At 71.4% G+C, this 25,760-nt stretch carries 28 protein-coding genes and 3 pseudogenes; 16 read left to right on the top strand and 15 right to left on the bottom strand.

From position 1 onward, the window contains the following. The first annotated feature begins 740 nt into the window (after positions 1-740). Positions 741-989: a LuxR C-terminal-related transcriptional regulator gene (locus tag ACGBYP_RS10785; RefSeq protein WP_411585217.1), complete on the top strand. Its 249-nt coding sequence runs from the start codon at positions 741-743 to the stop codon at positions 987-989. Positions 990-1,014: 25 nt separating this feature from the next. On the opposite strand, the gene ACGBYP_RS10780 is transcribed toward ACGBYP_RS10785, so the two are convergent. Continuing rightward, a complete protein-coding gene (locus ACGBYP_RS10780) occupies positions 1,015-1,611 on the bottom strand; it encodes a helix-turn-helix domain-containing protein (protein WP_411583876.1) in 597 nt (198 codons plus the stop codon). 177 nt (positions 1,612-1,788) lie between these two features. Between ACGBYP_RS10780 and ACGBYP_RS10775 the strand changes: the two are divergent. Beyond that, positions 1,789-2,517: pseudogene (locus tag ACGBYP_RS10775) on the top strand (F0F1 ATP synthase subunit beta); the annotation flags it as partial. Here ACGBYP_RS10775 and ACGBYP_RS10770 read toward each other — a convergent pair. Further along, a complete protein-coding gene (locus ACGBYP_RS10770; RefSeq protein ID WP_411585216.1) occupies positions 2,435-2,956 on the bottom strand; it encodes an IS3 family transposase in 522 nt (173 codons plus the stop codon). The pseudogene ACGBYP_RS10775 and the gene ACGBYP_RS10770 overlap by 83 nt on opposite strands. A gap of 219 nt (positions 2,957-3,175) precedes the next feature. Between ACGBYP_RS10770 and ACGBYP_RS10765 the strand changes: the two genes are divergently transcribed. After that, positions 3,176-3,991 carry a TIGR03557 family F420-dependent LLM class oxidoreductase gene (locus tag ACGBYP_RS10765; protein WP_411585215.1) on the top strand — a complete coding sequence of 272 codons (816 nt, stop codon included), beginning with the start codon at positions 3,176-3,178 and terminating at the stop codon, positions 3,989-3,991. Positions 3,992-4,042: 51 nt separating this feature from the next. Here the strand turns inward: ACGBYP_RS10765 and ACGBYP_RS10760 are convergent, their stop codons facing one another. Together ACGBYP_RS10760 and ACGBYP_RS10755 are read right to left on the bottom strand one after the other, a co-directional pair. After that, positions 4,043-4,186: a hypothetical protein gene (locus ACGBYP_RS10760; RefSeq protein WP_411585232.1), complete on the bottom strand. Its 144-nt coding sequence runs from the start codon at positions 4,184-4,186 to the stop codon at positions 4,043-4,045. Positions 4,187-4,377: 191 nt separating this feature from the next. Further along, positions 4,378-4,935 (bottom strand): annotated as a pseudogene (locus ACGBYP_RS10755) (LysR family transcriptional regulator); the annotation flags it as partial. A gap of 926 nt (positions 4,936-5,861) precedes the next feature. Here ACGBYP_RS10755 and ACGBYP_RS10750 point away from each other — a divergent pair. The 3 genes from ACGBYP_RS10750 to ACGBYP_RS10740 all read left to right on the top strand — a co-directional run bounded on the left by ACGBYP_RS10750 (position 5,862) and on the right by ACGBYP_RS10740 (position 7,477). After that, entirely contained in the window at positions 5,862-6,467 is a 606-nt protein-coding gene (locus tag ACGBYP_RS10750; RefSeq protein ID WP_411583874.1) for an ester cyclase, read from the top strand. Positions 6,468-6,521: 54 nt separating this feature from the next. After that, positions 6,522-7,016: an SRPBCC family protein gene (locus ACGBYP_RS10745; RefSeq protein ID WP_411583872.1), complete on the top strand. Its 495-nt coding sequence runs from the start codon at positions 6,522-6,524 to the stop codon at positions 7,014-7,016. A gap of 122 nt (positions 7,017-7,138) precedes the next feature. Continuing rightward, positions 7,139-7,477, top strand: a complete 339-nt coding sequence (locus ACGBYP_RS10740; protein WP_411583871.1) for a hypothetical protein — start codon at positions 7,139-7,141, stop codon at positions 7,475-7,477. 537 nt (positions 7,478-8,014) lie between these two features. Here ACGBYP_RS10740 and ACGBYP_RS10735 read toward each other — a convergent pair. The 5 genes and pseudogenes from ACGBYP_RS10735 to ACGBYP_RS10715 form a co-directional block, all read right to left on the bottom strand. After that, positions 8,015-8,686: a WHG domain-containing protein gene (locus tag ACGBYP_RS10735; RefSeq protein ID WP_411583869.1), complete on the bottom strand. Its 672-nt coding sequence runs from the start codon at positions 8,684-8,686 to the stop codon at positions 8,015-8,017. Positions 8,687-8,833: 147 nt separating this feature from the next. Beyond that, the gene (locus ACGBYP_RS10730; RefSeq protein WP_411583867.1) at positions 8,834-9,490 is read right to left on the bottom strand and encodes a TetR/AcrR family transcriptional regulator; all 657 of its coding nucleotides are present in this window, start codon (positions 9,488-9,490) and stop codon (positions 8,834-8,836) included. 416 nt (positions 9,491-9,906) lie between these two features. Next, positions 9,907-10,869: pseudogene (locus ACGBYP_RS10725) on the bottom strand (aldo/keto reductase). 279 nt (positions 10,870-11,148) lie between these two features. Beyond that, on the bottom strand, positions 11,149-12,042 hold the full coding sequence (locus ACGBYP_RS10720) for an SDR family oxidoreductase (RefSeq protein ID WP_411583865.1): 894 nt from the start codon (positions 12,040-12,042) through the stop codon (positions 11,149-11,151). A gap of 29 nt (positions 12,043-12,071) precedes the next feature. Continuing rightward, the gene (locus ACGBYP_RS10715) at positions 12,072-12,815 is read right to left on the bottom strand and encodes an SDR family oxidoreductase (protein ID WP_411583863.1); all 744 of its coding nucleotides are present in this window, start codon (positions 12,813-12,815) and stop codon (positions 12,072-12,074) included. A 178-nt stretch (positions 12,816-12,993) separates the two neighbouring features. Here ACGBYP_RS10715 and ACGBYP_RS10710 point away from each other — a divergent pair, with 178 nt between their 5' ends. Further along, positions 12,994-13,551 carry a TetR-like C-terminal domain-containing protein gene (locus tag ACGBYP_RS10710; protein WP_411583861.1) on the top strand — a complete coding sequence of 186 codons (558 nt, stop codon included), beginning with the start codon at positions 12,994-12,996 and terminating at the stop codon, positions 13,549-13,551. Between the two features lie 16 nt (positions 13,552-13,567). On the opposite strand, the gene ACGBYP_RS10705 is transcribed toward ACGBYP_RS10710, so the two are convergent. Genes ACGBYP_RS10705 through ACGBYP_RS10695 form a run of 3 tightly spaced genes read right to left on the bottom strand, consistent with a single transcriptional unit; the run spans position 13,568 to position 14,629 of the window. Then, the gene (locus ACGBYP_RS10705; protein ID WP_411583859.1) at positions 13,568-13,858 is read right to left on the bottom strand and encodes a hypothetical protein; all 291 of its coding nucleotides are present in this window, start codon (positions 13,856-13,858) and stop codon (positions 13,568-13,570) included. Beyond that, a complete protein-coding gene (locus tag ACGBYP_RS10700) occupies positions 13,779-14,459 on the bottom strand; it encodes an LLM class flavin-dependent oxidoreductase (protein WP_411583858.1) in 681 nt (226 codons plus the stop codon). Before ACGBYP_RS10700 ends, ACGBYP_RS10705 begins: the two co-directional genes overlap by 80 nt. Positions 14,460-14,491: 32 nt before the next feature. Beyond that, positions 14,492-14,629 (bottom strand): hypothetical protein, encoded by a 138-nt coding sequence (locus ACGBYP_RS10695; RefSeq protein ID WP_411583856.1) that lies wholly within the window; start codon positions 14,627-14,629, stop codon positions 14,492-14,494. 131 nt (positions 14,630-14,760) lie between these two features. Here ACGBYP_RS10695 and ACGBYP_RS10690 point away from each other — a divergent pair, with 131 nt between their 5' ends. Then, entirely contained in the window at positions 14,761-14,949 is a 189-nt protein-coding gene (locus ACGBYP_RS10690) for a hypothetical protein (RefSeq protein WP_411583855.1), read from the top strand. A gap of 2 nt (positions 14,950-14,951) precedes the next feature. Continuing rightward, on the top strand, positions 14,952-15,572 hold the full coding sequence (locus ACGBYP_RS10685) for a zinc-binding dehydrogenase (RefSeq protein WP_411585213.1): 621 nt from the start codon (positions 14,952-14,954) through the stop codon (positions 15,570-15,572). A gap of 55 nt (positions 15,573-15,627) precedes the next feature. Here the strand turns inward: ACGBYP_RS10685 and ACGBYP_RS10680 are convergent, their stop codons facing one another. Next, complete coding sequence (locus tag ACGBYP_RS10680; protein WP_411583853.1) at positions 15,628-16,113, bottom strand: MarR family winged helix-turn-helix transcriptional regulator; 486 nt, start codon at positions 16,111-16,113, stop codon at positions 15,628-15,630. Positions 16,114-16,284: 171 nt separating this feature from the next. On the opposite strand from ACGBYP_RS10680, the gene ACGBYP_RS10675 reads away from it, so the two are divergent. The 6 genes from ACGBYP_RS10675 (at position 16,285) to ACGBYP_RS10650 (ending at position 23,461) form a co-directional block, all read left to right on the top strand. After that, positions 16,285-17,367 (top strand): alkene reductase, encoded by a 1,083-nt coding sequence (locus ACGBYP_RS10675; protein WP_411583851.1) that lies wholly within the window; start codon positions 16,285-16,287, stop codon positions 17,365-17,367. 50 nt (positions 17,368-17,417) lie between these two features. Continuing rightward, positions 17,418-18,167 carry an SDR family NAD(P)-dependent oxidoreductase gene (locus ACGBYP_RS10670; RefSeq protein ID WP_411583849.1) on the top strand — a complete coding sequence of 250 codons (750 nt, stop codon included), beginning with the start codon at positions 17,418-17,420 and terminating at the stop codon, positions 18,165-18,167. 92 nt (positions 18,168-18,259) lie between these two features. Then, the gene (locus ACGBYP_RS10665) at positions 18,260-19,210 is read left to right on the top strand and encodes a nitroreductase/quinone reductase family protein (RefSeq protein WP_411583847.1); all 951 of its coding nucleotides are present in this window, start codon (positions 18,260-18,262) and stop codon (positions 19,208-19,210) included. A 60-nt stretch (positions 19,211-19,270) separates the two neighbouring features. After that, complete coding sequence (locus ACGBYP_RS10660; protein WP_411583845.1) at positions 19,271-20,119, top strand: NmrA family NAD(P)-binding protein; 849 nt, start codon at positions 19,271-19,273, stop codon at positions 20,117-20,119. A 365-nt stretch (positions 20,120-20,484) separates the two neighbouring features. Beyond that, on the top strand, positions 20,485-21,909 hold the full coding sequence (locus tag ACGBYP_RS10655) for a metallophosphoesterase (protein WP_411583843.1): 1,425 nt from the start codon (positions 20,485-20,487) through the stop codon (positions 21,907-21,909). Between the two features lie 934 nt (positions 21,910-22,843). After that, complete coding sequence (locus ACGBYP_RS10650) at positions 22,844-23,461, top strand: hypothetical protein (RefSeq protein WP_411583842.1); 618 nt, start codon at positions 22,844-22,846, stop codon at positions 23,459-23,461. 758 nt (positions 23,462-24,219) lie between these two features. Here ACGBYP_RS10650 and ACGBYP_RS10645 read toward each other — a convergent pair. Then, positions 24,220-24,393 carry a hypothetical protein gene (locus ACGBYP_RS10645; RefSeq protein ID WP_411583840.1) on the bottom strand — a complete coding sequence of 58 codons (174 nt, stop codon included), beginning with the start codon at positions 24,391-24,393 and terminating at the stop codon, positions 24,220-24,222. 46 nt (positions 24,394-24,439) lie between these two features. Next, complete coding sequence (locus ACGBYP_RS10640) at positions 24,440-25,159, bottom strand: SDR family oxidoreductase (protein ID WP_411583839.1); 720 nt, start codon at positions 25,157-25,159, stop codon at positions 24,440-24,442. An 80-nt stretch (positions 25,160-25,239) separates the two neighbouring features. Between ACGBYP_RS10640 and ACGBYP_RS10635 the strand changes: the two genes are divergently transcribed. Next, a complete protein-coding gene (locus ACGBYP_RS10635; protein ID WP_411583837.1) occupies positions 25,240-25,731 on the top strand; it encodes a winged helix-turn-helix transcriptional regulator in 492 nt (163 codons plus the stop codon). Positions 25,732-25,760 lie beyond the last annotated feature (29 nt).

Raw genomic sequence — 25,760 nt, 5'->3', positions numbered from 1 at the left:
CTCCAAGCGATCGGGCGCGGGCGAGGCGAACACGCATGCCCGACGGGGTCTCGGCGGCGCTCCCCGCCCCCGCAACTGAGAGTCACTAGGAAGGTTGTCCGTGGTAGGTCGTAACGGTTCGAAGTTGCAGCTCAGCGAGTTGCACCGACGACCGTGAACCCACCGGGACCGCCATGGACGAGCCAAGCTGGCACACAAGTTGGCACACAGCGACCCGTGCCCGGACACTGCCGCGTGTGACCTGTCCGGTGCTCGTCGTCATGCGTGACGGGGTCACCCGCTGCGCTCCCCGTTGGCCGCGCTGATAAGTCGGCCGGGAGGTTGAGCGCGGCGGCGACCGACGCGGCTGCGCCGATCTGTTCCTTCCAGGTCCCATGTCGTGCCCTGAAGTCGGCGTGCGCCTGATCGATAGTCTCGCCCCGAAGCACCGCCCACAGGCCCGTGGTGGTGGTCCGCGCCGCCTGCCGGTTGGCGAACCGCTTGACGGTCGCAGCCACGCGCAGGTTGACCGGCCCACCGTGAGCCAGTGAGTTGCGGCAACGGGCGAGCCGGTCCACTCGGTGCCCGTGCTCGGCGACCGTGGAGTCGATCCAGGACCGCAATGGGTCAGGGCTGCTGGTGCGCTCGGCCAGTTGCCGGAGGCGTCGAGCGCCCGGCGCATGAACCGGTAGCTCACCGGCAAGGGCCGACGCCGCGGTCAGCGCCACGTCGGAGCGGACCCGGCCCGCTCCGACGCCGAGATCGGTGCCCACCTGCACCTCGCGGAAGGCACCGTCAAGACCCACGTCACCGGACTGCTGCGGACCCTCGGCGTCCGCAACCGGATAGAGGCGGCGTACCTGCCTACCGGGCGGGTCGGCTGTAGAGGCCGGCGGCTGCCGAGCGGACGCACGGCGGACCGCAGGGGATCGTCGCGCGGGACGCGCGCAAGGGGATTCCCCGCGGGATGCCGGCGCAGCGAAGATCGAGTCGCCGGGATAGTGCCGTAGCGGCTTCGGCTTGCGGACGACCCTGTCAACCGGCCGGGAAGCGGGAGGGCGGCGCGGCACGCAGGTGGGAGCGGTGTCCTTGACGGCCGAAGAGGGTCAGAGCCTCCACGGAGTTGTGGTCGCTGCTGCCGAACCAGTGCGGCGTCCGCGCGTCGAACTCCGCGGCCTCGCCGCTGGACAGGAGCAGATCTCGTTCCGCAAGGACGAGCCGCAGCCGGCCGCTGAGCACATACAACCAGTTGTATCTCTCGTGCCTGCGCAGTACGGGCTCGGCAGGCCCTGCGGCCGGCGGCAGGACGATCTTGTAGGCCTGGATCGGGCTGGGCGTGTTCGTCAACCGCAGCATCGTCATGCCGTCCCGAGCGATCGCGCGAGGGTGAACCCGTGGATCGCCAGTCGAAGGTGCGTCGATCAGATCGTCGAGCGGAACGCCATAGGTGCGAGCTAGAGGAAGCAGCAGCTCCAGGCCGGGCCGCCGGCGGCCTGACTCCAACCGGGACAGCGTGCTGGCGGAGATGCCGACTGCGGCGGCGGCGTCGGCGAGGGTGAGCTGTCGTTGCCGACGTAGTGCTCGTAAGCGGGCTCCCACCGCGGCGAAGGCGGCCGCGACGTCCTCGGGCACCCAGGCATCTTGCACTTTCCGCAACCGGCCTAGGTCACCGGCCTCAACGGCACGCAGTCTGCCAGCGGTACGGCTGTCCGCCTCCGGTGCGACCGGGGGCTTCCTGGCCGCCGTCCCGCGGAACGGCGAATCGTCCGTTCCGCACGCCGCGAGCACCTTCAAAGGAGACCGACGCCGATGACCGTCACCGAGGACCGCTCGACCGCCCAGACCACTCAGGGCACCGGCCGCGTCATCCGCGTCACCGGGCCGGTCGTCGACGTCGAGTTCCCGCGCGACGCGATGCCGGATCTCTACAACGCCCTGCATGTCGAGGTGACCCTCGCCGACCTAGGCAAGACGCTGACCCTCGAGGTCGCCCAGCACCTGGGTGACAACGTGGTCCGCACCATCTCCATGCAGCCCACCGACGGCCTGGTCCGGGGCGCCGAGGTCACCGACACTGGATCGGCCATTTCGGTGCCGGTCGGCGACGTGACCACCGGGCACGTGTGGAACGCCCTTGGCGACTGCCTCGACGAGCCGGGTCATGGAGCGAGTGCCCCACGGTGGGAGATCCACCGGCACGCGCCGCGGTTCGACCAGCTGGAGGGCCGCACCGAGATGCTGGAGACCGGCATCAAGGTCATCGACCTGCTCACCCCCTACATCCGTGGCGGGAAGATCGGCCTGTTCGGTGGGGCTGGCGTGGACAAGACGGTGCTGATCCAGGAGATGATCTGCCGGGTCGCCCAGGAGTGCAACGGTGTGTCGGTGTTCGCCGGCGTCGGTGAGCGCACCCGCGAGGGCAACGACCTCATCACCGAGATGACCGAGTCCGGCGTCATCGAGTCCACCGCGCTGGTCTTCGGCCAGATGGACGAGCCGCCGGGCACCCGCCTGCGGGTGGCGCTGTCGGCGCTGACGACATGGTGACCGCATAGACGACCAGGTCGGTCTTGCGGTGGGACGCCATCGACCAGCCGATCACCATCCGGCTGAACACGTCGGTGACGCAGGCTGGGTACAGCCAGCCCTGCACCGTCGGCACGTACGTCACGTCGGCCACCCACAGCTGATTCGGGGCCGTCGCGACGAACTTGCGGTCCACCCGGTCCGGCGCCGCCTCGGCCCGTGGGTTCTGCCGAGTCTTCCCGAAGGGTCGCTTACGCCGGTGACAGCCGACGATCTGCGCCTCGCGCATCAGTCGGGCGATTCGCTTGCGGCCGACCCGCACGCCGGCTTCGGCGAGCTCGGCGTGGATCCGCGGCGCCCCGTAGACCTGCCGGTTCTCGACGTACGCGGTGTGGATTTGCTCCGTGAGCACCTCATCGGCCACCGCCCGCGCCGAGGGCGGACGGGACAGCCAGGCGTAGAAGCCCGAGCGGCTGACCTTCAGCAGCCGGCACAGCGCGCCACGTCATGCTGGGCCTTCTCCCGGTCGATGAAGGCGAACCGCGTCACCTCGTCGACTCCGTCACGGAGAAGGCCGCCGCTTTTGCCCAGCCCGAGGACGCGAACAACAGGATGACCAGGACCAGCTCTCCGCTCAGGGGCGCGGAGCCCGGATCGCCCGGGCACGTGGCTGCTGTTCGCCAACATCGCCGCCCGCACCGAACGGATCGGCATCGTCACCGGCGTGACCTGCCCGTCCTTCCGTTACCACCCCGCGCTGGTGGCCCAGCAGGCTGCCACCTTGCAGATCATCAGCGACGGCCGGTTCACTCTGGGCGTCGGCTCCGGTGAACGGCTCAACGAGCACGTCATCGGCCGCGACTGGCCCAGCGTGCGGGTCCGCCACGAATACTTCCGCGAGGCACTGGAGATCATCCGACTGCTGTGGCAGGGCGGCTACCAACACTACGAGGGCAAGCATCTGCAGCTCGACGACGCGCGCATCTTCGACCTGCCTGACCGTCTGCCCGAGATCTGCGTTGCGGTCAGCGGGCCGGAATCCATCCAGATCGCAGCGGAGCTCGGCGACGGGTTGTTCGCCACCGAGCCCAAGAGCGAACTCGCCTCCGGCTACACCGACGGTGGCGGCACCGGACCCAAGTACGTCGAGGTCCAGCTGGCCTGGGCGCCAGACGTGGAAGCCGCCGCGCAGGCGGTGGTGGAGAAGGGCCGTTTCGCGCTCACCGGCTGGAAGGTGCTCTCCGAGCTGCCCAACCCGGTCAACTTCGAAGCGGCGACGTCGACGGTCACCACCGAGGACGTCAAACAGGTGTTCGCCTGCGGCCCGGACGTCGACGTGCACGTCGCACAGATCCAAAAATTCATGGACGCCGGCTTCGACCACCTGGTCCTACAGAACGGCGGCCCAGATCCCGACGGCTTCTGGCGGTTCTGGACCGACGAGCTGCAGCCACGGGTGCGGGAGCTGGGACCGAGCACGTCGTGACGGGGCACCGGCACACGGCGGACGGCCACGTGGTGACCAGCGCCGCGTCCGTCACCCGCTGCGGCGCACCGTCGGACCGGCACCGGGCACCGCACCGTCCAGGCGCCGCGCTGCGGCGGCCTCGACCGCGGCCCGCAGGTCGGTGTCGTCGGTCCGGGTGAGGGCGAGCACGGTGGCCGGGGACAGGCCGGGCACCGGGATGTAGCGGACGCCCAGCGACTCGGCCGGGACGCACTCGACGACGTAGCCGGGTGCCAGACCCCGGTGGGTCCCAGCGCGTGCTGGTGCAGGAAGGCGCGGGGGTCGGTGCACGCGGCGGCCGGCCAGCGCCGCGGCTGGCGCCCACCGCGCTCGGGGACCAGGTTCCACCAGTCCGCCCACACCCCGGTCCCGGTCACCGACTCCGGCAGGAAGGGCTGCTCGAGCAGCTGCCGGACGGCGAGCGTCCGCGCCCCGGCCAGCGGGTGGTGCCGCCCGACGACCGCCACCCGCAGGACACAAAACAGCGGGACGGCGTGCACCCGCGGGTCGTCGAACGGCCCGGTGCTCACCACGACGCCCACCTCGCCGCCGAGCAGCGTCGGCACCTGCTCACCGACGCGCACCGTGTCCACCTGGACCTGGCGCCCGCTGGTCGCGCCGAGCAGCTGGAGCAGCCGGGGCGTTCCGGGCCCGGCACCCCCGCCGAACAACCCCACCCGCAAGTCGGGCGGGGTCCGGCCGGCGGACCGCACCGCGGCGTGCAGCCCGTCCATCGCCGCGAAGGCGCCGACGGCGTGCTCGAGCAGGGCCGCGCCGGTGCGTGTGGGGCGCACCGGGTGCGACGACCGGTCCAGCAGCCGGGTGGCCAGCTCGTCTTCCAGCCGGGTGACCGCGGTGCTCACCGTGGGCTGGGCGATCCCCAGCCGCTCGGCGGCCCGGGTGAAGGAGCCCTCCTCGACCACGGCGACGAAGCACCGCAGGTGCCGCAGGTCCACGCGCGTCTCCTCCGCAGGATCAAGGGTGGCAGTCGGTGCATCTGCCCCGCCGGGTCAGAGTCCCTCGCCGAGGGTGGCGACGAGATGCGGCGGGTACCCGGCCCGGGTCAGGGGACAGACGACATCCCCGTCCAGGTCGGGCAGGTAGCCGAACAGGACGTCAGCGGGGCCGGCGATCTCCACCGCGCCGACGCAGGCCGGCAATAGCAGGGAGTCGGCGCGGCCGAGCTCCTCGGACCACTCCCCCCGGTCACCGTCACGGGGGCGCCGACGTTGCTGAGCACCTCGCTTCCACAGGACCTCACCCCAATGCTCACCTGGTTCGACAGGTACATGCGGTGACCGACGACTGAACCGCACCGCGCTGAGAGATGAGCGGCGGTGGGCGCGACCCGGGGACCGGCGACCTGCGCCGGGCGAGTTCGGCCCGCTGGACCTGCACCCCGGCCAGGCGAGCAATGAGCCCCTCGCGCCACCGGCAAGGGCGAGCAGGACACCCCCGTCGGCGCCAGCGGAGGGCCAACCTCGCTCCTCTTCTCCCCCCACGGGTCCGGCAGCTGCCGGCCGGCTATGACCTCTGCGCTTACGGGCTCCAGCACGTTCAGATTCGCGAGGCCGACCGGGTCTTGGAATTCTTGCCGCTGCCTTGACCAGCTGCACCCGGCCGAGGCGCCGTAATCGTGCTGATGACTTCAGCGCAGCGGGGACGGATGCGCGGGCTGACGACCGCGGCCACGGCGTCCCCGATGCCTCGTGCCCGTCCAGCTCGCGGCACTGAGCACCTCCTCCGTCAAACATTCTCCTCGTCCTAGGTTTACAAGCGTTGCCTCACGGGTTATCGTTACATCTGTAAGGACATTCAGGTCCGACCGCCCGGCCCGAAGGGGATCGCCATGAACGCCAACACCGCCCGCCGCAGCACGAAGATCCGACTGGCGGTCGGCGCGTTCGCCGTCGCCGGTGCGGCCACGGTCGGCGGCATCGCCGCCGTCTCGCCCTCCAGCGCCTCGGCCGACACCCCGCCCGCCGCGACCACCGCCCAGGACGCGCCGGTGGGCTCGACGGCGCCGGGCAGCGCCGAGCACGCCGGGCTGGTCGACGGGTGGCTGGAGCTGTGGAACGGGGACTACGCCCGGGCCGAGGGCGTCGTCAGCCCCGACGTCCGGGTGCACGCCCCGATGCTCGACGGTGGCGACGGCAGCGCCGTCCGGGGGCCGCAGGGGATGGTGGACTGGATCACCCAGACCCGGGCGACCGCCCCCGACCTGCACTTCACCGTCGAGGTCGGCCCCATCGTGGACGGCGACCGGATCGCCCTGCGCTGGATCGCCGAAGGCACCTACGCCGGCACCGTGCCCGGAGCGGCGGCCCCGGCCGGCACCCCGATCTCCTTCACCGGCACCGACCTGCTGCGGATCGAGGACGGTCAGGTGGCGGAGTACTGGCTCAACGCCGACACCCTCGGCCTGCTCACCCAGCTGCAGGTCTCCGCCAGCTGAGACCGGCACCCGCCCACCCCGACCGGACCTCGACCCCCTTCTGAGGAGCTCCCCGTGACCAGCCCACTCGCCACCACCCCGGCACCCGACGTGCAGATCGACTCCGGCGCCCCGGTCGTCTCCCGCCACGAGATCCTCATCGACGCACCACTGCAGGTGATCTGGGACCTGCACGTCGACGTCGCCGGCTGGCCCTCCTGGCACTCCCAGATCGACGGCACCCAGCCGCGAGGCCCGCTCGCCCCCGGGGCGGTGTTCGGCTGGCAGACCGCGGGCCTGGACATCACCTCCACCGTCGCCCAGCTCGACGCGCCGCACCGCGTCGTCTGGGGCGGCCCGGCGCACGGCATCACCGGCGTGCACGTGTGGACCTTCACCGACACCGGCTCCGGTGTGCTCGTGCGCACCGAGGAGTCCTGGGACGGCGACCCCGTCCGCGCCTCGGTCGACACCCTGCAGGCGGCGCTCGACGCCTCGCTGCAGACCTGGCTGCGCGACCTCAAGGGCACCGCCGAGGCCCACGCCGGCTCACCGTCCCCCCGCGGCTGACCCCGGCAGTCACGAGCCGTCGGTGCCCGGCCGCGGCCTCTCCCCGGCCTCGGCCGACCACCACCACGTCAGCCCGAGCGCGTGCCCCCCACCCCACTCCCGAAACCGAACGGAGCGTCGTCATGTCTGCCGTCCTCGCACCCACCAGGCCCCGCCGTGCACCCCGCTACGTCGTCTTCTCGGCCTGGGCGGTCCCCGTCATGGTCCTGGGGCAGTTCGCCTTCCTCGCCATGATCCCCGTCGCGCTCGTGCTCTACGGTGCCCTGCGCGACACCCGGGTCCAGACGCTGCGCTGGCCGGCAGGTCTGCTCACCGCGGTCTACGCCACCCCGCTGGCCACCTGGCTGCTGCGCCCCGACGGCGCCCAGAGCCTGTCCAAGGACATCCACCCGGTGTCCGTCGGGCTGATCGTCGCCGCGTCAGCGGTCGTCCTGCTGAAGATCTGGACCAACCGGCGCTGACCTCCAGGCCGCCTGTCAGAGGACACCGACCGCACCGACCAGCACGGCTGTGGGCGCAGGAGCGACCTCCGGGTCGGGTGTGGGTGCCGTTCGACGGCATCCACACCCGACCCGGAGGTCGCTCGTCTGTCACGCTGGTGTCCGCTGGGCTTCTGCCTAGCCAGTCGACCATGGGCTGGCGCATCGCTGTTGAGTGCTGCCAGCGCACGTGGCCGTCGACACGGGTGCCTACCGCACCATCGCGTCGACGTGGCAGTGCCGCCGACAGTCCGACAGCCTCGCCGGACCATCGACCGTCGGAGGGGACGTCGCCGGTCACCACACCCCCCGGCCGGCGGCGATCCGGTGACCGGGCAAGTCGGCCGAGCCGCACTGCACAGCCCCGACCGCCATGGGCATGACCGGCCAGCCGCTCTGGTGCACCCTCCGTGGGGAAGGGTTTGCCCGCATTCTCGGCCGGTGGCCGGTGGCGCGCCCACCCGGCGATGACCTCGGCTCAGCACCGGCTCCACCGGCGCGGATGAGCCACTACGAGGGTCAGGTCAGATGTGCGATCGGTCCGATGAGGCGGGCCTCCATCCCATCCGGCCAGGGGAAGGCAGTAGCGACGGCGCGTTGGTGCGCCAGACCGTGCAGGGCCACCCACAGGGCCACGGCGTCGGCCTGCGGGTCGTCGCTGGTGGAGCGGCCCGCGTCCACGCAGGCCCGCAGAGCAGCGACGAAGATTGCCAGCGCCTCCTGGCCGAGTTGGATGGCCTCGGAGGAGGTGATCGCTCCTTCTGCCTGCGCTGCCGCCGCGCTCCATACCCCGCCGAACATCAGGTTGTAGTGGCGGGGGCGGGAACCGGCGAACCGCAGGTAGGCCGTGCAGACCGCGCGCAGCCGCGCGACGGGCTCCGCAGCGGACTGCGCCGCGGCGGTCAGCTGCGTTTCCAGGTCGGTGAAGGCGCCGTGCACCAAGGCCATGAGGATGGCCTGGCGGTCGGCGAAGTGCGGATAGATGGACGGAGCGGCGATGCCGACGCGGCGGGCGACCGCGCGCAGGGTCACCGCCTGTTCGTTGCCCGTCTCGCCCAGGATGGCGGCTGCCGCATCGAGGATGTCCGCCCGGAGCCGCGCACCCTCCCCGCGCCGATTGCGCTGACGCCCCGGGCTGCCGCCGCCCGGCGTATCGACCGGGTGTAGCGGACGCGGAGCCTGATCAGCCACGCCGTGAGCTTACAGTGGGAAGCTCACGGCATGTCACTCGACGCCGACGGCCCATCTCCTAGCAGCGACCGGGTGCACGTGGTCAAGCCACCGGGCACAGCGCCTTCCTCGGCGTCGGCGGGGCACGCCTTATAGCCCGCGGAGAGGTCAGCGGTCGGCAGGCTTCAGCAGCGACACCCGGTCGACCAACTGCGCGGCGAAACCATCCGGCCAGGGGAACAGCGGGGCGGCGGCGCGCTGGCTGGCCAGGCCGTGCAGGGCGACCCACAGCGCAACCGCATCGGCGAGGGGGTCGGTGCTCGCCGAGTGGCCTGCCGCGGCGACCGCTTCGAGGGTCGCGGCCAACAGCCGCAGCGAGCCCTGGCCCAGCGCATCGACCTGCGCCTGGCTCACCGCTCCTCCTTCGACGGCCCGGGCGCCGTTCCACACCCCTCCGAACATCACCCGGTAGCGCTGCGGGCGGGTGGTGGCGAAGTCCAGGTACGCCGTGGCGAGCGTGTACAGGCAGGCGACCGGGTCGTCGACCCCCGCCGCGGCCTCCTGCAGCGCCTGCTCGAGCTCGGCGAAGGCGTCGTGGACCAGGGACGACAGGATCGCCTGGCGGTCACGGAAGTGCGGGTAGATCGACGGCGCGGAAATACCGACGTGCCGGGCCACCGCGCGCAGCGTTACCGCCTGCTCGTCCCCGCCACGGTCCAACAGCTTTGTCGCGGCGTCGAGGATGTCCGCGCGCAGTCGACCACCCTCGCCACGGCGGTTGCGCTCGCGGGGTCGAGCTGTGGCCTGCTGCACTCCTGTGCTCACGCGCATGAAGTTACACCTGTAAGACCGCGTAGGCCGCACCGTTCGACCAACCGTCGGCTGTGATCCTGCTGAGGGGACCCGATCCCCGCATTCAGCAGCTGCCCACGGCAGGGAACCAGCTGGAGAACGCCCGTGGGCGGCGAGGCGATCGGTGCCGGGTGGCACTGGGGAGCCGTTGGTGAACCGCCGCGCGCGAGTCCGGAGACTCCGATCCCGGCTCACCGCTTCTCCACCACGTCCGATCGGTGCGGGTCCCGGGGATCCCGCCGTCCCCGGTCGGAGGACTCCGTGGACCGTCGCCCGGCCTCGGAGGCCACGAACAGCACGCCGACAAGCGATGCCGTCGGGGGCTCCGACCCGCCCGCCCGGCACTGAGGCGGTCGTCGCGTCCGCCGGGCGGGACGGCGCGCGTCGGCTCACGTGGCGGAGCGGCCTTGGGCGGGACGGCGGCGCAGGTCGGGGCGCCCGATCGCGGGCGGCGCGTAGGCCATGTCGAGCTGACCGACGTCGGTACCGGGCGGCACGACCGCATTGATCCGGTCGAGGACCTCATCGGGCAGGTTGACCTCGACTCCGGCGAGCAGGTCCTCCAGCTGCGCCATGGTGCGCAGGCCGATGAGCGCGGAGGTGACGCCGGGGTGGGCGATCGCGAAGGCCATCGCCAGGTGGGTGAGCTTCATCCCCGCCTCCTCGGCGATGGGGACGAGCTGCTCGACCGCGTCGATGCGGCGCTCGTCGCTGAGGTGGCTGAACGTGCCCGCGCGGCGCAGGTCGGTGTGCTGGCCGCGGCGGACGCGCCCGGTGAGCAGGCCCTGGGCGAGTGGGCTCCAGACGATCGTGCCCAGCCTGTATCGCTGGGCGACGGGCAGCACCTCGCGTTCGATGCCGCGGTTGAGGATGGAGTAGGTGGGCTGCTCGGTGCGGAAGCGCTCGAGGCCGCGCCGCTCGGAGACCCACTGGGCCTCGACGATGTCGGAGGCGGGGAAGGTGGAGGACCCGATGGCGCGCACCTTGCCGCTGCGGACCAGGTCGGTCAAGGCGGACAGCGTCTCCTCGACGTCCACCTCTGGGTCGGGGCGGTGCACCTGGTACAGGTCGATGTGGTCGGTCTGCGGGCGGCGCAGGGACCCCTCCACCGCCGTCATGATTCAGCGCCTGGAGTTGCCGCGCTGGTTGGGGTGCTCACCCATGGGGCCGTGGAACTTCGTCGCCAGCACGACGTTCTCGCGCCGGCCTTTGAGCTCCTTGCCGACGATCTCCTCGGACTCCCCGCCGGCGTACATGTCGGCGGTGTCGACGAGGTTGACACCGGCGTCGAGGGCACGGTGGATGATCCGGGTGCAGTCGTCGTGGTCGGGGTTGCCGATCGCGCCGAACATCATCGCGCCCAGGGCGTAGGGGCTGACGTGGATGCCGGTGCGGCCCAGCGTGCGGTACTGCATGGGGGACCTCCGGGGGGTCTGGGAGTCGTGGACCGTGGTGGGTGCCTCAGCCCGGCGCCGGGACACCGCGGCAGGTGTGGACAGCGCCCTCCGGTGGATCGTCCGGAGGTGCCGACCCTCCCCGCAGCGCCTGTCCGCTGTCCGAGGCCCGCCCGCACGCGGGGCCGACGCCCGCGCGGACGTCGGCTCCGCGTGCGGTGTCCTTGCGCTGTGCCTTCAGGCCCCGGCCGGGGAGAGCAGGTCGGTCAGGCCGATGCGGTCGTAGAACTCCCGCCGGACCCGGTCGCCGACCGCGTTGACCACCTCGGCGCCGTCGTCGGCCGGGTCGATGTGCACCCGGAAGGGCCGCTTGCCCTTGGGCAGGTCGACGACGGCGGCGATCTGCCGGGCGACCTCGCCCGGGTCGGCGTCGGCCGGCGACAGCTCGGCCAGCCGCTTGCCGACCTGCTCCATGAGCCCGGCGTAGCGGGTCTCGTAGGCCTCGGCGACGGCGGTGTCCTCGGGGTGGCCGGCGTTGGTGAAGTGGTTCGTGCCGGTGGTGAATAACCCGGGGACGACGATGGTGGTGTCGATGCCGAAGCGGGCCACCTCGGCGGCGTAGCTGACCGCGAGGGAGTCCTCGGCGGCCTTGGCGGCGAAGTAGGGCGCCAGGTAGGGCGGCGTGCCGCCGCGGGTGCTGCTCGAGCCGACCCAGACGAGCAGGCCGTCGCCTTGGGCCCGCAGGTGCGGCAGGGCTGCGCGGTTGACCCGCTGGGTGGACAGCACATTGGTGTCATAGACCTGGGCGAGTTGTTCGGGGGTGAAGGCTTCGGTGGGACCGAGGACCATGTGGCCGGCGTTGTGCACGACGACGTCGAGCCTGCCTGCGTCCTCGATAATCCCGGCGATGGCCGCGTCGACCGAGGCCTGGTCGGAGACGTCGAGCTCGACGGCGCGCAGGTCGACGGCGTGCTCGGAGGCGTAGCGGGCGGCGTCGGCCGCCGAGGCCTGGTTGCGGCCGGTGGTGCCGCGCATGCCGGCGTAGACGGTGTGCCCGGCGTCGGCAAGGGCGCGGACGGTCATGGCACCGAAGCCACTGGAGGCGCCGGTGACGACGATGGTCTTCGACATGGGGGTTCTCCTCTCGAAGGTCGGGGTTCTCAGGCGATGCCGCCGTTGGCGCGCAGCACCTGGCCGTTGACCCAGCGGGCGGGGCCGGCGAGGAAGGCGACGACTTCGGCGGCGTCCTCGGGGGTGCCCAGGCGCTCGAGCGGGGCCATCGAGGCGAGCTGGTCGACGGCGTCCTGGGGTTTGCCGTCGAGGAACAGCGGCGTGGCCGTCGGGCCGGGGGCGACGGCGTTGACGGTGACGTCGCGCCCGCGCAGCTCCTTGGCCAGGATCGCGGTCATGGCGTCGACCGCGCCCTTTGTGGCGGCGTAGGCGGTGTAGGTGGGCAGCGCGAGTGCCACGACGGAGCTGGAGAAGTTGATCAGTGCGCCGCCCGGGCGCAGCCGGCGAGTGGCCTGCTGGCTCACCACGAAGGTGCCGCGCACGTTGGTGCGGTGCATCCGGTCGAAGTCGTCCAGCGACAGCTCTGCCAGCGGCGAGAGCAGCATGATGCCGGCAGTGTTCACGACGACGTCCACGCCGCCGTAGGCCTGCTCGACTGTGTCGAACAGTGCGGCGACCTCGGTCTCGTCGGCGACGTCGGCGCGGACGGCGGTGGCCTTCGCACCTACCGCGGTCACCGACTCGACGACCTCCTGCGCAGCGGCGGCGTTGCCGGCGTAGTGGACGACAACGGTCATGCCGTCGGCCGCCAGGCGTTGGGCGACGGCGCGGCCGATGCCGCCCGAGGCGCCGGTGATGACAGCGACGCGGTCGCTGGTGGATGGAGTGCTCATGACGTGCCCCTTCCGGAGGATGGTCTAGAAAATGGACGCACCGTCCACAATACTTGCTCTGTACGCTGCGTCCATTTGGTTGTGTGAACTCGAGGTGACATCGGGAGGGCCGGGGATGAGCGGATCCGCGGGCGAGGTCCGAATCCGTCGCGGCCGGGGACGGCGGCCCAGCGCCGAGGTGCGACAGGACATCCTGCTGGCGGCCGGTCGCCTGCTGCTGGCCGAGGGCATGGCGGGGTTCACCATCGAGCGCGTGGCCGAGCTGGCCGGTGCGAGCAAGATGACGGTCTACAAGTGGTGGCCGTCCAAGGGTGCGCTGGCTCTGGACGGCTACTTCGCCGCGATGGAGCCCGCCCTGGCCTTTCCCGAGACCGGCGACATCCGCGCCGACGTCGCCACCCAGCTGCGCACCTTCATCGCCGTCCTGCGCGACACCCCTGCCGGCCGGGTGATCGCCGAGCTGATCGGCCAGGCCCAGATCGACCCCGACCTCGCCGCCGCCTACCGGCAGCGCTACTCCGGCCCGCGCCGGGCGCTCGCCGTCACCGCACTGCGCCGCGCCCAGGAACGAGGCCAGCTACGCGCCGAGGTCGACCCCGAGATCGTCGTCGACCAGCTGTGGGGCGCGTGCTACCACCGTCTTCTGATCCCCGACCAGCCGTTGACCGATTCGTTCGCCGACGCCCTGATCGACAACCTGTTCGACAGTGTGCGGCCAGCCGCGGGCACGGACTGAGGCCGCAGCGGCGTCGTCAGGTAGATCTCGCGATCACCTCGTCGGCCACCCATCGGACTACCGCGTTCGGATAGGGCGCCGGCAGCCCCAGGACGAGGTGGGTGAAGCCGACCTCTAGCGCCCGGCCGATCAGGTCCCGAGTCGCACCGGGCCGGTCGTAGGAGACCGGCAGGAGGATCGACCGGGTGATCCCGGCGGGATCCCGGCCGACCTCCGCACAGAGCCGGTCAAGAAGGGCACTGCGGCCGGCGGCGTCGTCGATGTCTCCTCCGTGGCAGTTCCACAGGTCGGCGTGCTCGGCAACCACGCGCAGCGTCGCTGCGGACCGCCCGCCGATCAGGATCGGCGGGCGCGGCCCGCAGCGTCGCTGCGGACCGCCCGCCGATCAGGATCGGCGGGCGCGGCCGCTGAACCGGCTTGGGACTGCAGAACGCTCCGACGAGGTCGTGGTGGGCGCCCTGGAAGTCGAACGGCTGGTCGGCGGCCCACAGCCGCCGGATCACGGTGCACGCCTCGGCGAGGCTCCCCACCGCAGCTGCGGCGTCGAAAAAGGGCAGGCCGTGCGCCTCGTACTCGCGCCGGGCCAGCGGATGCCCGGGTCGCGAGCCGGCGCCGATCCCGAGGTCGAGTCGTCCCCCGGAGACGACGTCGACGGTCGCGGCCATCTTGGCCAGCATCGCCGGTGGGCGGAAGTGGTTGCTGGTCACGAGCAGGCCGAGCCGGAGCCGCTGCGTCTGCGCGGCCAACGCCGCGAGCAGCGTCCATCCTTCGTATGCCGGGCCGTACGGGTCACCGCCGATGGGCAGCAGGTGGTCCAACAGCCAGGCGTGCTCGATGCGCGGGATCGTGTCGGCCTCGCGCCAAACCCGCACGATGTCGCGGTATCCGGCCTGCGCCGGCAGGGTCATGATGCCGAAGGACGGTGCCGTGGCCGTGCCGGTCACCGGCGGCGCAGTGACGCGTCGAGCAGGGCGGGCGGGGTGTCGTTCTTCTCGCCCGGGGCGAGGTCGGCGCCCGGCGCGACGACGTCGTCGATCGCGTCCAGCACGTCCGCGGCGAGCACGGTGGCGACGCCCACGGGCCGTGCCGGCGAGGGGTCAGGTGTTGGTGGCTGTAGAGGCGAGCGTCGTCTCGATGGCCGAGCAGGCGATGCGCCGGAATCGCTATCCCGGGCCGCCGAGGTTCCCGTTCGTTCCCGACTAGGACCTCGTGGGCGCGGTGCAGACCGTCGGCGAGGGCGTGGATCCGCAGCTCGTCGGCCAGCGGGTCGGCGCGCTCACCAAGACCGGCGGTTGGACCAGTCATGCGGTGCTCGACGCCGCCGACGTGGTCCCCGTCCCGGACGGGTTGGATCCCGCGGAGGTCGAGGCCTTCGTCATCAACGACATCACGGCTTGAAGATGCTGCACCGCGCGGCCCGAGTGCGGGTGGGACAGACGATCTTGGTGCACGGCGCCAACGGTGGTGTCGGCACCACGTTGGTGCAGCTCGCCCGGCAGTCCGGGGTCCGGGTCATCGGCACGGCCAGTCCCCGCCATCACCAGCCTCTGCGGGACCTGGGTGCGCTGCCGGTTGACTACCGCGACCCGGACCTGGCGACCCGGGTGCACGAATTGGCCCCGGCCGGAGTCGACGCCGCCTTCGACCACATCGGCGGGGCCAGCGTCCGTCGCTCCTACAGTCTGCTCGCGCCGCGCGGGACCTTGGTCAGCTACGCGCTGCTCAAGGACAGAGGCCCGATAGTTCCGGCGTTCCTGGCCCTGCTGGGACAGCTGGCCTGGTGGGACGTCCTGCCGAACGGGCGCGCGGCGACCTTCTACAACGTTTGGTCCGGCCACTGCCTGCGGCCAGCGCGGTTCCGTGCTCGGCTGCGCGCCGACCTGAGCGCCGTCCTGCACCTGCTGGCCGACCACACCCTCACCGCTCAGGTCGCCGCCCGCGTTCCCTTGAACCGCGCCGGTGAGGCGATGGCGCTCGCCGAGTCCCACACCGCCCTCGGCAAGGTCGTCCTCGTCCCCTGACCGCCCACGGTTCCCGGCGGCAGACGGGGTCGAGGCCGCCGGGGGCCATGGGCGATCAGCTGCACACGGCCCGCGCACGCTCGGCTGCCAGCAGGTTCTGCTCCAGGCCCGCGAGCACCCCCAGCGCGGCGGCCTGGTCCTCGTGTGACATCGCGTCCACGGTGAGCTCCTCCAGCCGGGCCCAGATGCGTTCGACGGTGCGGCGCAGCGACATGCTCGCCGGCGTGGCCTCGATGAGCATCGACCGCTTGTCGCTGGCGTGGGGGCGCCGGCGGACGAAACCCGCCTGCTCCAGCCTGCCGATGCTGCGCGCGACCGTCGGCGCGTCGGAGTCCAGCGTCCGCACCAGGTCCACCTGGCGCTGCGGTCCCTCGTCCCACAGTCGCATCATCAGCAGCTCCTGACCCGGGTACAAGCCCGTCTCACGGAGTAGTTGACCGGCAAACATCTTGTGCAGTCTGGCCACGCGGAAGATCGCGTGACTGACCGGCCCGACGCCGCGCACAGTCCCGGGAACTGGTATCTCCTGCTCGTCCGCCATCGGTTTGACCTCCTAAAGGGAAGGCTACCGCCGCGCCAATCCTGCGTGACGGCGAAGAAGCTCGCCGCGCGACTTGACGCTTCGCAGATCAGGTGGAGACTGGAAGCAAGTTCCTTGCTCGAACAAGGAACTGTCCGATCCGCAGAAGCCTGAGCCACGAGGAGCGCCACCGTGACCACCGCATTTGACCCCATCCGCGTGGGACGTACCGACCTGAAGAACCGGATCGTCATGTCCCCGATGACCCGCAGCCGCGCCTACGGTCCCGACCAGACCCCCACGCCGCTGATGGCCACCTACTACGCCCAGCGAGCCGGGGCGGGCCTCATCATCAGCGAGGGCATCCAGCCCAGCACCGCCGGCCAGGGCTATCCGGACACCCCCGGGCTGCACACACCCGAGCAGGTCCGCGGCTGGCGCGGCGTGACCGACGCCGTCCACGACGCCGGCGGCGTCATCTACGCCCAGCTGATGCACACGGGCCGGATCGGCCACCCGGACAACTCCCCCACCGGGGCCACCCCGGTCGGGCCCTCCCCGATCCGGGCCGCCGGCCAGATGTTCACCCACCAGGGCATGCAGGACTTCGTCGTGCCCGAGCCCCTGACCTCGGCGCAGATCGAGGACACCATCGCCGACTTCGCCGCCGCGGCGGCCAACGCCATCGAGGCCGGCTTCGACGGCGTGGAGCTGCACGGCGCCAACGGCTACCTGCTGCACCAGTTCCTCTCCGACAACGCCAACAAGCGTGACGACGACTGGGGCGGATCGGCCGAGAACCGCGCGCGACTGGTCATCGAGACCACCCGCGCAGTCGCCACCACCGTCGGAGCCGACCGCACGGCGCTGCGCATCTCCCCGGCCAACCCGCTCAACGACATCGACGAAGCAGAGATCGCCGGCACCTACTCTCACGTCCTGGCAGCCCTCAACCCCCTGGGGCTGGCCTACCTCCACGTGCTCGAGTCGCGCGCACCGGAGTTCACCGGCGTGCTGCGCGCGGCCTGGCACGGCGCCCTGATGCTCAACCCGGCCACCCCAGGTGGGCGCACCGGCCCGGAGCAGCTGGCCCTGATCGAGAGCGGCGCGACAGACCTGCTGTCCTTCGGGCAGCTGTTCATCGCCAACCCCGACCTTCCCGCCCGCCTGGCCCGGGGGCTGGAACTCGCCAGCCCCGACATGAGCAAGGCCTACGGCGGCGACGAGCGCGGCTACACCGACTACCCCGCGCTGACCGAGGCACGCAGCGCATGACCGCGCACCGCACCCGGACTCCCACCACGACCAACGGCGAAGGAATCCCTGTGTCCGACAACCACTCAACGGGCCGCATCGTCCTGATCACCGGGGCCGCCGGAGGCGTCGGCGCCGCGCTTGTCGAACGGTTCCTCGACAACGGCGACACCGTGCTGGCCACCGACATCTCCGCCGACGCTCTCGCCGCCCTGCAGAAGGACCTCTCCGCCGGCACCTCGCTGGTCACCCTCGCCGCAGACATCACCGATGAGAACGACGTCGCCAGGCTGGCCGACCTCGCGCGCGGGCGGGGCGGGCTGGACGTGGTGATCAACTGCGCCGGCTACTTCCCCTTCGACACGTTCGCCGACACCACCCCCGATCAGTGGCGCCGGGTCATCGACATCAACCTCACCGGCTACTACCTGGTCACCCACACCCTCCTGCCGCTGCTCAAGGAGCGCGGCTGGGGACGGATCGTCAACTTCGGCTCAGCGTCCATGTACCCAGGGGTTCCCGGCCAGGTGCACTACGTCTCGGCCAAGGCCGCGCTCGTCGGCTTCACCCGCAGCCTCGCCCGCGAGGTCGGGGCCGACGGGATCACCGTCAACCTGCTCACCCCCGGCCTCACACTCACCGGCCCGGTCGTGCAGACCTTCTCCCCCGAACTCATCGAGTCCCAACGCAACGGCCGGGCGCTCAAGCGCGACCAGCACGCCGACGACCTCGTCGGGCCGGTGTTCTTCCTCGCCTCCCCAGACGCGGACTTCATCACCGGTCAGACGCTCAACGTCGACGGCGGCATGTTCATGAACTGACCCGACGCACATCCCGGACGGTGCGTCGCGCCTACTCGGCACACTCGCCCGTCCGGCGCCCCCCCTCCCCCTAGCACAGGAGAAATGCAGTCATGAGCACCTTTAACGACAAGATCATCGCCGAGTTCCGCGCCAACGGCGGCCGGGTCGACTCCGCCGGCTTCGGCACCAACCTCGTGCTCCTACACACCCGCGGGGCGAAGACCGGTACCGCTCGGGTCAACCCCGCGATGTCCCTGCGCGACGGCGACGACTGGCTGGTCGTCGCCTCGGCCATGGGCGCCGCCAAGGACCCGGCCTGGGCGGTTAACCTCCGCGCCCACCCCGAGGTGGAGATCGAGGTCGCCACCGACTTCGGGGTCGAGACCGTCCCCGTCACCGCGGTCGAGCTCGACGGCGACGAGTACGACGCCGCCTTCGCCCGCTTCGTCCGCCGATCGTCGGCGTTTGCGACCTACCAGCAGCGAGCGACCGAACGCCGCCTTCCCGTCATCCGGCTCTCCCGGCGCAGCACCGAGTCTTCTCCGAGCGTCGGCATCGGTGTGGACGACCCCGACCGAGAGCTGGTCCACGCCCGACCCGACGACGAGCACCTCTCCCACTACGGCGTCGTGGGCGATAACTACACCGTCCTCATCCGCGGCGAGGACACCAACGGGCGCTACGCCCTCATCGACATGTTCGTCCCGCCCGGTGGCGGGCCGCCGCCGCACCGGCACGACTTCGAGGAGATGTTCCACGTTCTCGAGGGCGAGTTCGAGGTGACCTTCCGGGGCGAGAAGTCGGTTGTCCGCGCGGGCGAGACGATCAACGTCCCGGCCCGGGCGCCGCACTTCTTCCACAACGCCTCCGGCCGGGACGCGCGCGTGCTCTGCATGGTCAGCCCACCTGGGCTCGAGGAGTACTTCACGCTCTGGGGCCTCCCTCTGCCCACCCGGACGACGCCTCCGCAGCTGAGTGACGAGGAGGCGCGGAGCCGTCTGCGGCAGGCCATCCACCTGGGCCCCCGATACGCCATCGAGAACCTCACCGGCGCCGACTGAGCCCAGCTACCACACCCGTACCGGCAAGAGTCAGGACATCGACCGAAGGGACGCAACATCATGCGAGCACTCGTCATCGGAGCCACCGGTGGCAACGCCGGCCACGTCGTACCGGAGCTGCTCAGGCGCGGAGTCGACGTCCGCGCCCTAGTGCGCAGCGAGCAGAAGGCCGCCTCGGCGCGGGCCCGCGGCGCCCGGGAGACCGTCATCGGTGACCTCCGGGACCCGGTCAGCCTGCGGCGCGCCATGGACGGTGTGGACGGGGTCTTCCACCTCAACCCCGCATTCGCCCCCGATGAGGCCGACCTCGGCGTCTCGGTGGTCCGGGCCGCCGAGGCGACCGGCGTCGGCAAGGTGGTGTTCTCCAGCGTCTACCACCCATCCTCCTCGCTGACCAACCACGCGGCCAAGCGGCCGGTCGAGGAGGCGCTTTATACCGCAGACCTGACCTTTGTGGTGCTCCAGCCGGCGATGTTCATGCAGAACCTCGCCGGGCTGGTGGGCGCGGCCGTCCAGGGGCGGATCGCCTTTCCGTACTCGGCGTCCTCGCGGATGAGCTACGTCGACTACCGCGACGTCGCCGAGGTCGCGGCGATCGGCATGACCGAGAGCCGGCTGGACGACGGCACCTTCGAGCTGGCGGCAGGCGGCACCACGAGCACCGTCGAGCTCGCCGACCTCTTGAGCACGGCCCTGGGCCGGCCCGTCCAGGCCGGCGAGTCCGACCCCGCGGAGGTGCTCGCCAGGATGCCGGCCAGCCCCCTGCGCGAGGGGCTTCGGCGGATGTTCGGTGAGTACGACCGCCACGGCTTCCACGGCGGCAACTCGCTGATTCTGGAGGCCGCGCTGGGCCGCCCTCCGCGAAGCCTGGTCGCCTTCATCCAGGAGCTGGTCGCCACGACGCGGTAGCTGGCCAGCCAGCGCAGGACCGGCAAGCCACGAGGTCGAGGGGTGGGCGGCGTTCCTCGGGCTGTCGAGCTGGAAGACAGCGGCCAGGGCCGCGATAAGCTGTGGCTGCCGGTCGGGACCGAGTCTTGCCAGTAGCCCATTGCTTGGCGTCGGCCATGGCGGCCGCTCCCGATGGCATCAAGACCGTGGCCGTGCATCGGGCGGCGTGTCGCAACTCCCCGGCAGTGGTCGGGTTGACCGCGGCCGAGGAAGAGATCAGCGGGCCGTCCATACGGGTCAGAGTCAATTCCCGGGCATAGAGAGGACACCTCTTACGCTGTGGCGTGCCCTCACCCGATGTCGTGCGCGCGACGCCCACCGGACCCGTGCCCGACGCCCCGCTGGGCGCCGTCGTCCGGCAGCTGCCCGACGACACGCTGCTGGCCTTCATCTCCGATACGCACATCGGCGGGGAGCCGGGCACGGACATCTTCGACTCTGCCGGGGGCCTCAGCGCGCTGATTCGGGAACTTGGCGCGACCAGCGACGCGGTCGAGCTGGTCCTGGCCGGCGACTTCCTCGACCTTCTGCGCATGGGGCGGGCCGGTGAGGGTGCCGAGCACGTCGCGGCGATCCTGCGTACGTCCCGGTATGCCGAGCTCTTCGACGCGCTGCGCGAGTTCGCCCGCAGTCCGCGACACCGCGTGACCTATGTGATCGGCAACCACGACGTCGAGGTCTGGTGGAACGCCGACGTGCGCAGGACCCTGGTCGACGCCGGCCTCGTGCACGACTTCGCGCTCTCCTATCGGGCGAGCTTCGCCGGGCACCCTGATCAGGTCGTCTACTGCGAGCACGGCAACCAGTTCGATCCGACGAACGCGATCCATGACTACACCGACCCGCTAGATACCCCGCTGGGCGCCCACATCGTCGAGGACGTGGTGCGGCCGATCGGCACAGGTATAACCGTGACCAAGCGGGTTGACCTGCGGGAGGTGAACTTCGTGTTCCCGCTGGCGGCCATACCCCAGTGGATCGCCGGCCGGGTCTTCTACCACGGCTTAAGCCACGTCCTGCGGTGGCTGGTGGCGCCGCTGCTCGTCGCCCTGGTGGCGCAAACGGTCGTCATGGTCTCCCGCTCGGACGACCCCGGGCCGACGCTGTCGGCGGGGCCGCTGCTGCTGGGGGTCGCCTACGACCTCGCCGTCCTGCTGATGGGCCTGGTGGTCCTCGGCGTCATCGGAAAACGGATCGCGGACAACGTCGTCGATGCGCTGGCCCAGCGGGTGCCCTACGAGGCGGCCGAGGGCACGGCGGCTGAGATGCGCATCCGGGCGCTGCTCGGCGGGGACCGGACGCCTCCGCTGGCCGGCGACCTGCCCGGCAGCCGCATCGCTGTGTTCGTCTCCGGGCACACGCACGAGGCCACACTGACGGAAGTCGGACTGCCCGACGGGCGGGTGGCGGTGGTGGCGAACACCGGCTGCTGGCTGCGCCAGCTCCAGCCGGTCCCGGCCCGCTTCGGTGCTCCGACCGTCTTCGTGCCCGTTTTCGCGCAGCACCACGTGCGGGTGCGGGCGGGACGGCACGGGCCGGTTGCCGAGCTGTGGGAGACCCCGCGCCCGGCCGAGAACCGCCGGCTGCCCTTGCTCGAGCGGGTGGCGGTGCTGGGGCGGATGCCTGGGCGCGAGCACGGCGAGGGACCCCCCCGTCTGGTGGCCACCGGAACGGCGGCGGCGCGCGGGCGAGCGCCCGCGCTGCCCCAGAGAGCCGAGGCGGTCAGCCGCCGGACCCGACGACAGCGGTGACGCGGATCTCCACGCGTATGCCCGGCGCCCCGAGGGCGGGGACGCCCAGCTGGGTCCGTTCGGGGCGCAGTCCCCCATCCGCTCGCAGAACTGCGCCACCGTGACACAGTTGTGCGCCTCGCCGATGGAGTCGGCGGCGCCGGGCACGTAGTACGAGTCGACCGCGATGACGTCGCACCATGTCGCGCCAGCCGTCGCAAGCATCCGCCCCACACTGTCGAACGCCGGGACGACCTCGTCCTCCAAGGCTGGGAAGGTCCAGTCGTCGTGCCAGCCGCCCTGACTCGAGGTCTCCACCCGGTCTGCGAGGCGGACCGCTTGGCTGTGATGCATGTCGGCGAGCTGCCGGTCGCCATACCCGGTGCGGACGAACGGACGGACGCACCGTGGCTGACACCGGATGAGCAAGCAGCCTCGACGGGGCACGTCTCACCGGTCCTGCTCCTCCCCGGCCGCCTAAAGCAGCCGCTGCAGCGCGCATCCCGGCTCACCCTCTTCGAGTACCTCGCGCTCAGCCATGTCTCCGAGGCCCCGGGGCGCCGGGGCGGATAGGCGAGCTGGCCTACCTGGCCAACGGCTCCCTCGCCCGGCTGTCCAACGTCGTCAAGCGGATCGAGCAGCGCCGCTGGATGCAGCGCTTCCCGAACCCCGCCGACGGCCGGTTCACCCTCGCCGCCCTCACCGAGTCCGGCTACCAGGTAGTCGTCGCCGCGGCTCCCCACGCATGTGCGCGCCGTCCGCGAGGTGGTGCTCGACGCGCTGGACGACACCGACCGGCAGGCCCTGGTCCGCAGCGCGGTCAAGCTGCGCACCCAGCCCGTTGACCCGGTGTAGCGGGCCGGACACGCAGTCCCTCCCGTGGATGGACGACGAACGCGCACCGGTTCTATACCGTCTTTAGAATGTCAAGACCGCCTCGCGCTCCGGGTCGACGATGAGCACGCGCATGCGGGCGGCCTCCGCGCCGGCGCCCCCGGTCTGGGCCGTCGCCCTGGTAGCGCTGCTGCTGACCGGCGCCGCCGCCGCCGTCGGCTCGCGCGGCTGGCCGGCACCCGAGCGTGTTCTGTCAGGCTGGCAGGTCGCCGACGTGCCGCCCAGCACGCTGATCCTCGTCGTCGCCGCAGCCCTCATCTGCCTGGCCGCCGGGGCCGCGCTGGCGCGCCCGACCACCCTCCCTAAACGTGCGGCAGCCACCTGGTGGCTGCTGACCGTGGCTTCGGCCCTCGCGCTGAGCTGGAACGCGCTGTTCTCCGCAGCCATGTCGGCCGACGACGGCCCGGTCATCCCGGTGTTCCATTGGCTGTTCACCCTCGTCCCGGCGCTGGTGGTCGGGTTGCAGCTACGCGAGATGAGGGCACGGACGCAGTTGCGCGCCGCGGTGGGCACGGCCGTGATCACCCTCCCGCTGTTCGCTCTCGGGTGGGCGCTGCTGGTCGGCGGGGAGGGGTGGTCAGCGGTGCCCGGGACGCTGCGGGTCACCGCCATCCTCGGCCTCGTGCCGCTGCTGCTCGCCCTCGCCGTCGCCCGGCCGTGGACGGCCGCACGCCGCTGATGCCAACCACCGTGCAGCCGGCCGCCCGGTCTCGCCGCCCCTTTCGGCGCTGCGCAGCGGCCCGTTCGGCGTGGACACCGGGACCACCGCCGAGGTCGCCGTCGTCACCCCGCCGCCGTTAGTACCGCCTCGGGGGCCGCCAGGGTTTCCGCTGCTCTACACGGAGCGGTCACGGTTGGGCTCGCCATCTCGGTAGTGCCGCCGGGGCGCTGAGCTACTGGCGACATGCCCGGCTGGCTGACCGACCACAGGAAATCCCATGATCGATGTTCCCTCTCTCGGCGAAGAGCCGAGCCCGCCGATCCGGCAAGTGGGGACCTCGGCTCCGGGTGGCTCCCCCGGTTGCGATGATGGTCCGGCGCCGCCGTCCTCCTGGCCGCGACCGTGCTGGTCAAGCTGAAACACGGCGGGCGCAGCAGACCACTCCGGTCCGCTACGTGCTCGTAGGCGTGTGGCCGGCGTGGCGCTCGCCCTCACCCTCTGGTTCCACCGCCGGGACGACGACAGCTGATCGGCACACGTCGAGGCGGGGGTTCTCCCGAGCCTCACGTTGAGGTGCCTGCGGCTGACGAGCCGGCTCTCGCCAGCGTCGCGACGCCGGTGTGGGAGGACAGCGACGCAAGCCGACCTGGGCGCGGCGGAGGGCCGCCACGGCGCTGCTTCCGGTGCTGCGGGCGACGCCAATTGCCGTAACTACCGAGCGGTCACCCGGCGGAGCAGGGCCTGAGCCGTCGAGGTCCCGGCCGCTGCGCCTCCGGTCAGCCGACGACTGCGGTCGCCTCGACCTCGACCAGCAGGCCGGAAGCGGCCGGCGCGGCCACGCCGGTGCCAGTGGGCGGTGCGACCGGTGTGACCCCCAGCCGCGCCAAGGCCTGGGCCACGCACTCGGCAAAGGCCCCCATCCAGTCCGGCGTCCAGTCGACGAAGTACACGGTCAGCCGTACCACGTCGTCGAATCGGGAAGGAAGCGGTCGCCGGTCAGGCCGGCGGCCGCACACCGACCGCTTGCGGGTAAAGGACGGCCGGGTTCTGGGCCAGGCTGGCCTTGAGCCCGACACTGATCTCGTCGGCGAGCACCTCAAGTGCCCCGGCAGCAACCCCGTCGAGCGCGACGCGGGCGACGTCCTCGGGCCGGTTCTTCGCAACGTCGATGCCGGCCATCATGTCGGTGTCCGTGCTGGCCAGCAGCAGCCCGGTCACCTGGGTGCCCTGCTCGATCAGCTCCACCCGGATACCGTTGGTCAGCGCCCAGAGCGCAGCCTTGGACGCGCCGTAGCCGTTGGAGTGCTCGTAGCCGAGCCAGGCCATCACCGACAACACGTTGAGAACCGCGCCGCCGCCGTTGCGGGCCAGATGCGGAGCAAAGGCCCGCACCATCGCCAGGGACCCGTAGTAATTGGTGTCCATCTCCCGGCGGATGTCGGTGAGGTCGCCGGTGACGAGCTTCGCGTAGGTGGAGATGCCGGCATTGTTCACCAGCAGCGTGGTGTCGGAGGCCGCCTCAGCGGCGGCGGCTACCTGAGCCGGGTCGGTGACGTCCAGCTGCAGCGGGATGACGCCAGGGAGGTCCACGGTCTCGGGCCGGCGGGCAGCGGCGTAGACCGTGTGGGCGCCCCGGCGGAGCAGCTCCTCGGCGAAGGCGCGGCCGATACCGCGGTTGGCGCCGGTGACCAGCGCGACGGAGTTTTCGATCTGCATGGAAGTCCTTCCTGGGTTGGCTATCTGGACTCAGACTGTATCCCCTGAAACGGCAATTCCAACCCAGTAGCATGAGACTCGTGGGTGACGATGCGCACACGACCGCAGGCGAATACCGTGGCAGCGACCCGTGTTCGCTGGCCAACGCGGTGCAGGTGGTCGGCGAGCGGTGGACGTTCTTCATCCTGCGCGAGGCGCTCATGGGCACGACTCGCTTCAGCGAGTTCCGCCGCCGCCTGGGCATCGCCTCCGACGTGCTCACCGCCCGGCTGGACACGCTCGTCGGCGCCGGAATCATGGCCCGCCGCGAGTACCGTGAACCAGGCCAGCGCCCGCGCGCGGACTACCACCTCACCGATGCCGGCCGGGAGCTGAGCCTGTCCGTCCTCGCTCTCCAGCAATGGGGCGATGTCCACACCCCCTCGCGCACGCCCACGTCGGTTGCCTTTCGCAGCCCGGCTGGTCGAGCGGTGACGGTCGCCTTCGTCGACCAGGACGGTGTGGTGCTCGAACCCGCCGACGTCGAGCTGGTGCGACTCGACCCGTCGGCGCCTGCCGCTCCCTCTGGCTGAGCTGATCGGCGCCGCCTACCAGCGCTTCG

It is taken from the genome of Modestobacter sp. SSW1-42 (assembly GCF_046635825.1).
GTDB lineage: Bacteria > Actinomycetota > Actinomycetes > Mycobacteriales > Geodermatophilaceae > Modestobacter.
Note: the sequence above shows the minus strand (reverse complement) of the source record. Positions and strands in the feature narration are given on the sequence as shown.

Excerpts from the sequence above, each read along its gene's own strand:
- ACGBYP_RS10750 (WP_411583874.1), top strand. The coding sequence starts at position 5,862 with ATGAACGCCAACACCGCCCGCCGCAGCACGAAGATCCGACTGGCGGTC.
- ACGBYP_RS10740 (WP_411583871.1), top strand. The coding sequence starts at position 7,139 with ATGTCTGCCGTCCTCGCACCCACCAGGCCCCGCCGTGCACCCCGCTAC.
- ACGBYP_RS10720 (WP_411583865.1), bottom strand. The coding sequence starts at position 12,042 with ATGTCGAAGACCATCGTCGTCACCGGCGCCTCCAGTGGCTTCGGTGCC.
- ACGBYP_RS10715 (WP_411583863.1), bottom strand. The coding sequence starts at position 12,815 with ATGAGCACTCCATCCACCAGCGACCGCGTCGCTGTCATCACCGGCGCC.
- ACGBYP_RS10700 (WP_411583858.1), bottom strand. The coding sequence starts at position 14,459 with ATGACCCTGCCGGCGCAGGCCGGATACCGCGACATCGTGCGGGTTTGG.
- ACGBYP_RS10685 (WP_411585213.1), top strand. The coding sequence starts at position 14,952 with ATGCTGCACCGCGCGGCCCGAGTGCGGGTGGGACAGACGATCTTGGTG.
- ACGBYP_RS10680 (WP_411583853.1), bottom strand. The coding sequence starts at position 16,113 with ATGGCGGACGAGCAGGAGATACCAGTTCCCGGGACTGTGCGCGGCGTC.
- ACGBYP_RS10665 (WP_411583847.1), top strand. The coding sequence starts at position 18,260 with ATGAGCACCTTTAACGACAAGATCATCGCCGAGTTCCGCGCCAACGGC.
- ACGBYP_RS10660 (WP_411583845.1), top strand. The coding sequence starts at position 19,271 with ATGCGAGCACTCGTCATCGGAGCCACCGGTGGCAACGCCGGCCACGTC.
- ACGBYP_RS10650 (WP_411583842.1), top strand. The coding sequence starts at position 22,844 with ATGAGCACGCGCATGCGGGCGGCCTCCGCGCCGGCGCCCCCGGTCTGG.
- ACGBYP_RS10640 (WP_411583839.1), bottom strand. The coding sequence starts at position 25,159 with ATGCAGATCGAAAACTCCGTCGCGCTGGTCACCGGCGCCAACCGCGGT.